This is a genomic window from Neobacillus drentensis, assembly GCF_036965425.1.
In the GTDB taxonomy this organism is placed as follows: Bacteria; Bacillota; Bacilli; order Bacillales; family Cytobacillaceae; genus Neobacillus; species Neobacillus drentensis_F.
On sequence record NZ_JBALPP010000128.1, the window covers coordinates 1 to 10896 of the forward strand.

Below are 10896 nucleotides of genomic sequence, written 5' to 3' on the forward strand. Positions count from 1 at the left end.
AAATAAAAGTAATCCACCTGAGTAATTAACTCGCAGGTGGATTATTTTTTTTAATCTTTTCAAAAAGCTTATTTTATTATCTTTTTTAACAGGATATCTACCTTTTCAATAAGATGCTTTTTTACCAAACCCCGGCCCTGTTTGGATCTATTTGAAACGGATGTCTTTCCCTTACCTGTGATTTCTGCTTACTTTGTTCCTGTTCAGACGCATCAAAAACTAAGCGGTTTATAAAAACTCTTTGCCGAATTTTCAGCAATTCAATATCCACGTTTCTTTCTTTAAACATGGTTACATAATAGGGATCCAATAGTAACTTCTCGTAGAAGCGGTCTACCAACTCATTCACTTTTGTCTGTTCTAATGTTACAGCCATGAACCATTCCCTCTTTTTCCTATAAAGTGTAGTTTCTTATATCATTATAGTGCAAACTACAGTTCTTTATTGTGATTAACATCACGTTTTAAAGGTAAGTTCATGAGTGAAACAAATACATTCTTATTTGGCTTTGTTAGTATTTTGTTTATTAATTTTTTCTGCTGAACTTGATGCAGTTAAATCATTGCTTGTTATATTTTCAATTGCCTGCCCTACTGTGTTTGTTGTATTCAATTTATGCTCTGGAATTCGTTGATTTTTCATGGATTATTTGTAGTCCTTTCAATATCTTTTTTGAAATAAGTAAATAGTTTTATTAACTTTAAGGTCAACACTACTGCCCTTCTTCCCCAACTACGGTATTACCAATCCTCGGTTTTTTGGCCTGTTCATTGTCGTCAGAATTCCAATTAAAACCAGCTTCAGTAGAACCAGTTGATAATAGTGGCTGCTCCATACTGCTCGGGTCCGAAGATTTTTCGGATTTATTGTTCTCATTTAACATTTGAATCCCCCATCTAACACAAATTTATCATATTTTGCGTAAAATACTGTTCCTTATACGGAATATGATTTTACTTATATTGTTGAAACAAATTTGGGAAAATAATTTTGAGGTGAAAATAATGGACCTAAATAGAGTGAAAGAGATTTTTGCAGCAGATGAAGAGATTTCCGTTAAATATCATGGTATTCCAGTGTGGATTGAAAGCATTCAAGATACAACCGGCATGGCGTTGGTCACTCAAAGAGGAACCCACGATGAGAAACGACTTGTCCCAATAGATGGTTTGGAGGAAGAATGAATCAGCCAAAAATACATTTGAGTTCTATAAATCGAAAGGGAACCATTACTATATGCGTGCCATCATGGCGTCGCTGCTCATCTGCTGTTTCGTTGGCATGTTCAGTGAGAAGGCTCTATACATCGATGCATCAATGTTTCAAAAGGGAGCCTTCAACGGTCTCCCTTTTTTCATCACTTATGTTGTAGTCCCTTTTATTTGATTAGATAAGTTTTCCCTGAAATTGGTCATATTTTTTCATTTCAACGATGGTCTCTTCTATTTCCTTAATAAAATGATCAAATAGTTGATGATTTCCGGATCCATCAAAGTTTTGTTTATCGATGGAATTAAGTAAAGCAATTACCCCTTTAAACTTTAAATCATCAAAAAATGGGATTTGGCTTTCCCCTATAATTTCACCTTTTACATCTAACTTCCCAAGGTCATTTTCTAGCTGAAATGTGACTTTTTGAGTATTTTCAATGTCCAATTATAGTTGCCCCTTTTTTTGTTCTTCGTTACAAATATTATCGTGCCTTAAATATATTAACTGATTCAAAAAATAGGAACTAAAAAAACCGAACATGCAGCAACATGGCTCGGTCCATACATAAACGGTTCCTTTTAGTTTCAGTTAAAACTCTTCCCATTCAAATAGTAAGCAGACTCCTTAAAGGTACTAAAGGCAACTTCTACTTCCGGGATTTCGAGCGAGTGAACTTGTTTCGTGACAATTTTAGCAAATTGGTCTCGTACTTCCTGGCCTCTTTCAAACCATTTCACTTCAATAAACGGATATCCAGGTACCTCGTCATTATTAAAGACAAAGGTAGAGTTCACCACTTCTAACGTAAAATTGTCCGTTCCACAGTCACAAAGATCAGCCAATTCTTCTACTAACGGTCTGCTAATCGTCTTAACCTGCTCAACTGTTACTCCTCTAATAAATAAATGGGGCATTTTGTTTTCCTCCTATGCTTGTAAAAATTACGTTATGCAAATCTGCTGATTGAATATCGGTCTATCGGAATCGAGGTTTCTCCGTCCAAAATCAACTCCGTCATGAGCGTTCCAATGAGTGGAGAAAGGGTCACACCACTATGGGTAGCGGCAACAATAAGATTTTCAACACCTGGAATTTTCCCCAGAATAGGAAAGCCATCTTCCGGCATGGCACGTATCCCTGAAAAAGCCCGAACCACCTTTGCTTTTCGTAACGCAGGGACATAATGGACAGCCATATTAGCAGTTTCTTGAATCACATCAAGAGTGGTTGCCCTATTAAACCCTTCTTGTTCCATGGAATAACCAATTAACACCTCTCCATTAAATGCCTGTCTTAATCCGCTAATCGTATAATTTAAAAAAGGCTTCAAGGGCTCTGTCACAAGAATTTGTCCTCTTAATTGGTTAATCGGAATATTGACATCCACCAACTTCCCTAACTCCCTGGACCATGTTCCGCCAGCAAGAATAAGGTTTTTACAAGCGAACGTCCCCTTTTCTGACACCACAATGAATTTTCCAAGCAGCTTTTGAATTTCGGTTACTTTATTATAGGTAGAGTATTGAACACCGTTTTTCTTTGCCGCTCTCATATAACGATCCACTAACCGAAAAGGATTTACATTGCCGTCGATGGCACTATAGGTAGCACCGACTACAGCCGGGTTGAGAAATGGCTCTTTTTCAAGTGCCTCTTCCCGGGATAAAACCTTAATCTTTATCCCAATCTGCTCGTACGCCTCAGCCAGCCGTAGAGCCTTTTCACGGTCTACCTCATTGAAAAACGGCGAAAGACCCCCTGTTCGTTTAAACTCCACATCGCCGATTTTTTTGGACAGATACGAGTACAGCTCGGCGCTATACATACTAAATTCAGCATACCAGGAAGGGGTTTTGTTGTGAACCCATACCCAGGCTTGGGTGGATCCGGAGGTGCCTGACAATGGAAATTTTTGATCCAGAACAAGGATTCCTTCTTTGGTTTGTTCTGAAAGGTGATAGGCAATACTACTTCCAACCACCCCGCCGCCGATAATGATCGTTTGATAACTTGTATCCAATTATCTCACCTTCCCATCCTCTAATTCCACCTCATCCATAACTGATTTTACAGATGAAAAGGAAGTGCTATTCGTAGCTAATGTCTCAAGTTTAATAGGACTTAGCGGCATCCTCATTCGCGGCAGCGGTATCTGGAAATAAGGGGTGTTTGTTTTTTCGTGGATCATGTCAGCTACGAGAGAATGGCATATTTTTGACTGGCATGGACCCATGCCGCACCGTGTTAATCGTTTTAAATCATCAAATGTTGTTGCCCCATTGGTCAGGACGTCCTCAATTTCTTCGTAACTAATTTCTTCGCATCGACAAATGATCGTGCTTTTATCCAATTCATTCACCTTCTGTCTCTTTATCTATTTGAATTAAGAGAGAAATTGTTCCTTTATCACCGGATACGCGAAATTTTCCATATGCCGGTTTCTTGCCTCCCAGATGGTTGGGTTGTACTTCGTTTCAAGAATCTCCAGCTCTTTCCAAAGGAAGTCCTTTTCTTCATCTGCTATGGTCTTAGTTATGGCCCCAACGGCTTCACAAGCGTTAATGCCTGCCAGCATACCCGTTACTAATAGGACTCCCTGTGTACTAATTCCAGCGGCATTCCCTGCTAAAAAAATATCCTCACGGTCGGTTTGAAATTGGTGATTGTATTGCGGAACCCAGCCTCCGAGTTCTTTTTGATATCCAAAGGAACAACCCAGCTGGTAAAAAATATCAAGGATTGGAGATCTTCCCCCATCAACACAAACTAAATCCACTTTTTCGGTAAAAACACGTGTCCCAATCTGGATATCAATTTCTTCTACGGCACCTATTCCCCTAGCTTCCTTGATAAAAGAATCTAAATGGATGGGAATGCCGATTTTTTTTACCTGCTCTATTTTTTCTAAATCCCTGGAAAGAATGCCGGCATTCTTTTCAATAAAGCCTTTGACGTGAACTCCCACTTCAGAAAGCTGCAGGGCAGCATCCAAGGCAAAATCACTGGAACCAACGATTACCGCCTCCTTGCCCGGTTGAACAAAATCCCGATTGATCAAAGTTTGAGCCGCTCCGATGGTCATCACCCCTGGAAGCGTCCATTTTGGAAAGGCTACTGCATTTTCTGCGGCGCCAGTAGCCACAATGATTTTCTTCGCTTTAACTGCAAATACTTCTTGCTCATCCGTAATGCCTACACTTCCATCCTTGTAAAAACCAATGACCCTATGGCTTAGTAAATAACGAATATCATATTCTTTTAACTGATTAGTTAAATGAGCTGCCCATTCAAACCCGCGCATCGACTGAAACGAGGAAGGTAAGGAAGGAATCACTTGCGTTTGCTGGTTTAATTGTCCGCCCATTGTTAAAGATTCATCAACAATCGTTACGTCTAATCCCTTCGAAGCCGTTTCAAAGGCAGCCGCAAGACCAGCCGGACCGGCACCAATTATTAGAATATCAGTCTCCACAGAACTCCCTCCTTACGTCCGGATCTTCATCATTCGGATAAATTTTCATTCCTTCTTCCACTTTGACCATACAGGTTCGGACATGGTCTTCCCCATTTACCGTCATATAGCAGCTGCAGCATCTCCCCCGAGTGCAAAAAAGACCTCTTGGCTGAACCAAATTTCTGCTTAAACCCAGCCTTTTAATATCATTAGCCATTAAGGCGGCCGCAACGGTTTGCTGTTCATAAGCTTTGTAGGGCTGATCATTAAAATAGATTGTCACTGGTTTTTGAAGCTGCCCGCCTAATACAGGATGCTGTTGAATATGCATTACAAACACCTTCTTCTTAATTTTTCGACGAAAACACTTTTCCAACACCTAGGATTCTTTCTATGACCACCATTAAGATAACGGTTAGTAAAATCATGATGCTGGATACCGATGTAATGATCGGATCATATTGGTATTGCATATAGGTATAAATTCGAACTGGAAGAGTGACGACATCTGTGCTGACAATGAACAAAGCAACAGTTAAATCGTCAAATGAGGTAATAAAGGCAAAAATAGCTCCTGCAATCACGCCTGATTTTATGACAGGGAGGGTAATTTGAAAAAATACTCTAAGGCTTCCAGCCCCCAAATTCTTAGCCGCCAGTTCGATCGAACGGTCGAAACCTACTAGGCTAGCCACAACCAATCTCATCACAAAAGGAATGGTTAAGATAAAATGTCCGACCACTAACGCAACGGGACTTGCTGCCAAACCAATCCAGGAAAAAAACTGCAGTAAAGCTACCCCAAATACGACAGATGGAATTAATAAGGGCGACCCAATTAATTGGGTAACGGCTGTTTTTCCTCTAAACTCATACCGAACAACAGCAATCGAAGCCATTGTTCCGATGATCGTCGAAATAATTGAAGTTCCCAAAGCGACCGTAATACTTAGGGTGAAGGACTGCATAAACTCTGGATGGTTGATCAGCTCTGCGTACCACCGGAGGGTGATCCCTTTGGGAGGAAAGACGATGTACTCCGTTGTGGTTAGGGATGATAAAAGAACCACTACAATTGGGGCAGCCAGAAAAATGTAGATAAGGATACAAAAGAAATTCAAGCAGGCTTTTGGTAATACCTTCCTCATTGAATGGCCACTCCTTTTTCAGATCTGGTAAGTAATTTGCTGTAAATAATAATGGTAATCGTAGCAATAAAGATTAGCAGGAAGCCGATAGCTGAACCAAAAGGCCAATTCAATATGGTCGAGACCTGTTCATATGTAAGAAACGACATTACCTTCACCTGAGGTCCTCCAAGAATGGCCGGAGTAACAAAGGAGCTCACTGCTAGGCTGAACACCATGACCGAACCGGCAAAGATACCTGGAAGAGTCAGCGGCAAAACAACGGAAAAGAAGGTTCGAATAGGTCCCGCACCAAGATTTTGCGAAGCTCTTATTACACTAGGATCAATTCTTTCAAGTGATCCCATAATACTTAACACCATGTATGGAAATAAAACGTGAACCATGCCAACCACAACGCTGAACTCTGTATACAGTAAGGTAAGTGGCTTATCAATCAAGCCCATCTTCATCAGGGCATTATTCACGACCCCATTATTGGATAACAAAATGACCCATCCATAACAACGGATAACCATGCTAATTAACAATGGAGATAAGACGAGGAGAGTTAAATAATTTTTCATTCTTCCTCTAATTTTCGTAATCTGATAAGCTACTGGATACGAAATAATAACCGCAGCCAATGTGGTGATTAAAGCGATTTTAACTGTTCTCCATAAAACGCCGAGATAAAACTGATCCGTAATAAACTTCGCATAGTTCTGAAGGGTCCAGTCATGACCAATTCCAGTGGCTGCATCGAAGGTCTTAAAGCTTGTGATAAAAAGAAAGACTAATGGCAGCAAAAAGAAAAAAATAAAAATACTGAGCGCTGGAAGTAATAATAACCACGAATCAAGCCTTTTCTTCGACTTTTTCTTTTTCATTTGCTTGAATTGAATCTCTTGTTCCTGATTCATTTCCAGTTCAGCCTGCATTCGAAGTCACCTCACTTTTTAGTCGCTAATAGTTCCTCTGGATTCCATACAGCCAATACGTCCTGCCCTTCTAGTATTTGATCGGGGTTTAGAACAGTATTGGAAATGTCCGCGATTAATTGTTGATTTTTTAGTTGTAATATATATCGCGTTTTTGCACCTAAAAACATTTTTCTTTCCACCCGAACACGAAGTCCCTCGCTTTGTTCTTGATAGATTTGGATTTTTTCAGGTCTCAGATAAAAGTCGACCAAATCATCATTCTTACCATTACATGTAAGGACCTGCTGATATCCATTAAAGGACACCTTGCACTGATTCCCGCTGTACGATTCTACAACATGGCCTTGAATCTGATTCACTTCTCCAATAAACCTCGAAACAAAATCAGTTTGCGGTTGGTTATAAATGGCCACTGGGGTGTCAACCTGTTCGATTCTCCCCTCATACATAACCGCGATCCGGTCTGAAATGGCCAGTGCTTCCTCCTGGTCATGGGTAACAAATATGGTGGTAATGCCAACCTTTTTTTGGATTTCCACGATTTCTTCACGCATTTCCTGGCGCAGCTTAGCATCCAGGTTACTTAATGGTTCATCAAGGAGCAGCACTTTTGGTTTGATGACTAAGGCTCTGGCCAAAGACACACGCTGCTGCTGTCCGCCGGAAAGCTCCTTTGGATACCGTTTTTCATACCCGGATAATCGGACCATTTCAAGCGCTTCCAACACACGTTGATTGATTTCATTTTTTTGGACTTTCCGAAGTTTAAGTCCATAGGCCACATTATCAAACACGGTCATGTGGGGAAAAAGAGCATAGTTTTGAAAAACCATGCCCATTTCTCTTTTGTTGGGAGGAAGCAGGTGAACGGGTTTCCCGTCCACCACAATACTTCCACCATCAACATCCAAAAAACCTGCAATCATATTTAGCGTCGTGGTCTTGCCGCATCCTGAAGGACCAAGAAAGGAAACAAGCTCACCCTTCTTGATTTCCAGGTTCATCTTTTTGACGACTTCTGTTTTATTAAACGTCTTCATTACATTTTCAAGGCATAAATAGCTCATCATATCACCCCTTCATTAATGGGCCACTTCAATTTCTTTGTTTGCTCTCTCTGTCCACTCGGATCGTTTTTGATTCACATATTCCCAATCTACCTTCACGAGCTTCGAAATTTCATCTTGTCCGTAAATGATTTTTTCTAAAAGATCGCCACTTAGTTTCACGTTCTTATTTACTGGACCATCAAACAAGGAATTAGCAAATTCTGTTTGTACTCCTTCGCTTAAAACATAATTAACAAATTTTTGTGCAAGCTCTTGATGCGGAGCATTTTTAACGACACTAACAGTCGACATCAATGCAGGTGCGCCTTCTTTCGGAATGACAAACTCAATAGGGAATCCTGACTGTTTTAACGTGAATACCCTGCTGCTGCCCCATGCGCTGGCAACCGTCTGTCCTTGTAAAAAGTAATTGGATACATCTGCTGTTTTATCAAAGGTCACGGCATTTTTAGCAATCTCTTTTAGTTTGTCAAATCCTGGTTCAATATTTTTTTCATCTCCGCCATTTGCCTTGGCAGCCATAAGAAGCATATGGACTCCGTAAGTATTAGAGATGGATGGTAAGACAAGTTTTCCTTTGTACTTAGGGTCGGCTAAATCATTCCAGGATGTGACAGGATCCCACTTGTTTTCCTCGAAAAGCTTTTTATTATAAGCAAGTCCTGTGGTAATAATCCCAAAACCGACACCGACATTGTCCTTATCCTTGGCAATATCATAGACATTGGCTAAGTTCGTAACAATTTTTTCATCTAATGGTGCGAGAAGGCCGAAGGATTTTGCCTGTGCTTGGGGGCCGTCGTCGATGAAGGCTACATCAATTTGCGGATTAGCTTTTTGTGCTTGCAGCTTGGATACGGTATCAACAGAGCTTCCAGTAATATACTGGACCTTGACACCAAATTCCTTTTCAAATTTAGGGATAACGGTTTCCTTCATTTTTTTCTCATAGCTTCCTCCATAAGCTGCCAACACTAAGGTTTTGTCAGCTTTTCCTGCAGTTTCTTTGGAGGTGGTGCCTGTCTCACTACTACATGCAGATACAACAACTAGCAATAAACAAATGAACCCAAAAAGCAACGTTTTTCTCTTCATCCTAATTCCTCCTCATTTCATTTCATTTTTTAGCTTTGTGAGCTTGAAGGGCATTTACAGCTGTTTCACTCCCCCTTTTCAACGTAGGCCAACATTTTTTATACCAATATAATATTTCCAATTTTCAGAAATTAACTATTAAAAAAATATAATATTATAATCTTTTAAGATATAATATTATAACTTTATAGTTTAATAAATTTTCGTCTGTCTTGGTTAAAAATTCATTTCTGTGTAGTAGGTGGTTTTATCCTGGCGGTCATAAAATTTCGAGTACTCAATGATCTCTCCTTGTTTCGTGTAGGTTAACCGCTCCCATTTAAAAACAGGTGTACCGGATTCAATTTGCAGCCTTTCTGCTTTTTCCCCTTCGGCAATGTATGGTTTCACAATTAATTTGGCCCTGCCTAAGGAAACATGAAATTTTTTTCTTAGAATATTGTAAATAAGTTCATTATTAATATCATCAGGTGTAAGACCGGGACAAATTTCATATGGAAGATAGGTATATTCAAGTGTTACTGGTTCATGTTTATCGATCTTTACACGCTTTATCTTAAAGATTTTTGTTCTTGGATTCAAACCCAGTTTTTCGGCTACTTCGCTATCTGAATCTTCAATGGAAAAACTGATTAATTCATGAGGATGTTCCTCTTCATCCGTTGTTAATGAAAAAATGGCGTTGATGTCTTGTTCATTTGTGGAGCCAGCTACAAAGGTCCCTTTCCCTCTCTGCCTATATAGATATCCTTTATTCACTAATTCAATTACAGCTCGTTTCACAGTAATCGTACTTACATCAAAAAGTTCAGATAACTCATGCTCTGTCGGCAGCTGATAGCCTACATCCCATTGCTTGGACATGATTTTCTCTTCGAGCACCTGTTCCACCTGTCGATAAAGAGGTGCGTGATTATTTTTATCAATTTTCATGATTTAGTCACCTTTTTTATAATATTATAACTTTATAATCTTATACTATTTACTTTGTTTAAATATAATTTACCTCCGTTTCAAATAGTTGTCAATATTTTTTGAATATTTTGTACTAAAAACGTTTTCATTATATGAATTTCATTTTATACTCAGCCTGGAAGGTTTCTCCTGCTTGAAGCTTATTCACTCCAAATTTCTCTTTCAAGTTTCCATTTGTTTCATATGTATCGGCAACCCCGTACCAAGGCTCAATACAAACAAACGGCGCCATTGTACCATCAGTATCATTAAATTTCGACCAAATCCCCACAAATGGGAAATCCTCGAACACGACTTTCACTCCATGACTCGATTTATTAGCTATCAGGGAAATTTGATCGATATTACTGTAAACCAGAGCATCATGGGCAAATAAGGAAGCTTTCAACTGCATCGATGAGATAGTATTAGCCGTTCCTTTCTCATGTAAAAGGGAATTCTTAAGCTCATATTCCAACACATTCTTATTAGCAGCAGGAGTAAAGTGCAAACTATAGTCCCCTATCGCTTCATTTTCTACAAGCGGAACCCTAAAGGCAGGATGGGCGCCTATGGAAAAAAACATCTCTTCCTCGTTTTCATTGGCGATTTCCCATTGAACATTAAGTGAATCCTCTTTGAGCATATAACGAATATTCGCTTTAAATTCGTAAGGATAAATATCAAGGAAACGTCCAGCTGATTCAAACACAAAAGAAACGGTAGTTGTTGTTTGTGTTTCCACATTAAATTCAACATCACGCAAAAAGCCATGCTGTGACATCTTGTAGGATTGACCATTAAGCTGATAGTGATCTTCCTTTAACCGGCCAACAATCGGAAATAACACCGGAGAAACACGGCCCCAGTAGGCGCTGTCCCCTGTCCACATATAGTCCAGTCCATTTTTCTTATGCTTCACTTTTCGTACTTCTGCTCCATTTCTTGCTATATCAACCTTTAGCCAATCATTTTCAATGACAATCATCATAGTTCCTCATCTCTTAAAGAGTTCTTCTTTATGAATGTTTACCAATGG

General features: G+C 39.6%; 16 protein-coding genes. 1 reads left to right on the forward strand and 15 read right to left on the reverse strand.

What is annotated here, in order from left to right:
* Positions 1 to 121 precede the first annotated feature (121 nt).
* From V7161_RS25710 to V7161_RS25720, 3 genes are all read right to left on the reverse strand, one after another.
* Entirely contained in the window at positions 122 to 376 is a 255-nt protein-coding gene (locus tag V7161_RS25710) for a hypothetical protein (RefSeq protein ID WP_335715652.1), read from the reverse strand.
* A 123-nt stretch (positions 377 to 499) separates the two neighbouring features.
* Positions 500 to 643: a hypothetical protein gene (locus V7161_RS25715; protein ID WP_335715653.1), complete on the reverse strand. Its 144-nt coding sequence runs from the start codon at positions 641 to 643 to the stop codon at positions 500 to 502.
* Positions 644 to 713: 70 nt separating this feature from the next.
* On the reverse strand, positions 714 to 884 hold the full coding sequence (locus tag V7161_RS25720; protein WP_335715654.1) for a hypothetical protein: 171 nt from the start codon (positions 882 to 884) through the stop codon (positions 714 to 716).
* Between the two features lie 121 nt (positions 885 to 1005).
* Between V7161_RS25720 and V7161_RS25725 the strand changes: the two genes are divergently transcribed.
* Entirely contained in the window at positions 1006 to 1185 is a 180-nt protein-coding gene (locus tag V7161_RS25725) for an H-type small acid-soluble spore protein (RefSeq protein WP_335715655.1), read from the forward strand.
* A 202-nt stretch (positions 1186 to 1387) separates the two neighbouring features.
* Here V7161_RS25725 and V7161_RS25730 read toward each other — a convergent pair whose 3' ends face one another.
* From V7161_RS25730 to V7161_RS25785, 12 genes are all read right to left on the reverse strand, one after another.
* Positions 1388 to 1657, reverse strand: coding sequence for a hypothetical protein (locus tag V7161_RS25730; RefSeq protein ID WP_335715656.1), 270 nt, complete (start codon positions 1655 to 1657; stop codon positions 1388 to 1390).
* A 140-nt stretch (positions 1658 to 1797) separates the two neighbouring features.
* Positions 1798 to 2127: a DUF1904 family protein gene (locus V7161_RS25735; protein ID WP_335715657.1), complete on the reverse strand. Its 330-nt coding sequence runs from the start codon at positions 2125 to 2127 to the stop codon at positions 1798 to 1800.
* Between the two features lie 32 nt (positions 2128 to 2159).
* The gene (locus V7161_RS25740) at positions 2160 to 3233 is read right to left on the reverse strand and encodes an NAD(P)/FAD-dependent oxidoreductase (RefSeq protein ID WP_335715658.1); all 1074 of its coding nucleotides are present in this window, start codon (positions 3231 to 3233) and stop codon (positions 2160 to 2162) included.
* Positions 3234 to 3572 (reverse strand): (2Fe-2S)-binding protein, encoded by a 339-nt coding sequence (locus tag V7161_RS25745; RefSeq protein ID WP_420491668.1) that lies wholly within the window; start codon positions 3570 to 3572, stop codon positions 3234 to 3236.
* Positions 3573 to 3596: 24 nt separating this feature from the next.
* Complete coding sequence (locus tag V7161_RS25750; protein ID WP_335715660.1) at positions 3597 to 4685, reverse strand: NAD(P)/FAD-dependent oxidoreductase; 1089 nt, start codon at positions 4683 to 4685, stop codon at positions 3597 to 3599.
* On the reverse strand, positions 4675 to 4998 hold the full coding sequence (locus V7161_RS25755) for a (2Fe-2S)-binding protein (protein WP_335715661.1): 324 nt from the start codon (positions 4996 to 4998) through the stop codon (positions 4675 to 4677). Before V7161_RS25755 ends, V7161_RS25750 begins: the two co-directional genes overlap by 11 nt.
* A 16-nt stretch (positions 4999 to 5014) precedes the next feature.
* Positions 5015 to 5815 carry an ABC transporter permease gene (locus tag V7161_RS25760; protein ID WP_335715662.1) on the reverse strand — a complete coding sequence of 267 codons (801 nt, stop codon included), beginning with the start codon at positions 5813 to 5815 and terminating at the stop codon, positions 5015 to 5017.
* Positions 5812 to 6735, reverse strand: coding sequence for an ABC transporter permease (locus tag V7161_RS25765; protein WP_335715663.1), 924 nt, complete (start codon positions 6733 to 6735; stop codon positions 5812 to 5814). Before V7161_RS25765 ends, V7161_RS25760 begins: the two co-directional genes overlap by 4 nt.
* Positions 6736 to 6746: 11 nt before the next feature.
* Positions 6747 to 7805, reverse strand: coding sequence for an ABC transporter ATP-binding protein (locus V7161_RS25770; protein WP_335715664.1), 1059 nt, complete (start codon positions 7803 to 7805; stop codon positions 6747 to 6749).
* Between the two features lie 15 nt (positions 7806 to 7820).
* Positions 7821 to 8903 carry an ABC transporter substrate-binding protein gene (locus V7161_RS25775; RefSeq protein ID WP_335715665.1) on the reverse strand — a complete coding sequence of 361 codons (1083 nt, stop codon included), beginning with the start codon at positions 8901 to 8903 and terminating at the stop codon, positions 7821 to 7823.
* A gap of 216 nt (positions 8904 to 9119) precedes the next feature.
* Complete coding sequence (locus V7161_RS25780) at positions 9120 to 9836, reverse strand: GntR family transcriptional regulator (RefSeq protein WP_335715666.1); 717 nt, start codon at positions 9834 to 9836, stop codon at positions 9120 to 9122.
* A 130-nt stretch (positions 9837 to 9966) separates the two neighbouring features.
* The gene (locus V7161_RS25785; RefSeq protein WP_335715667.1) at positions 9967 to 10845 is read right to left on the reverse strand and encodes an aldose 1-epimerase family protein; all 879 of its coding nucleotides are present in this window, start codon (positions 10843 to 10845) and stop codon (positions 9967 to 9969) included.
* Between the last annotated feature and the right edge of the window lie 51 nt (positions 10846 to 10896).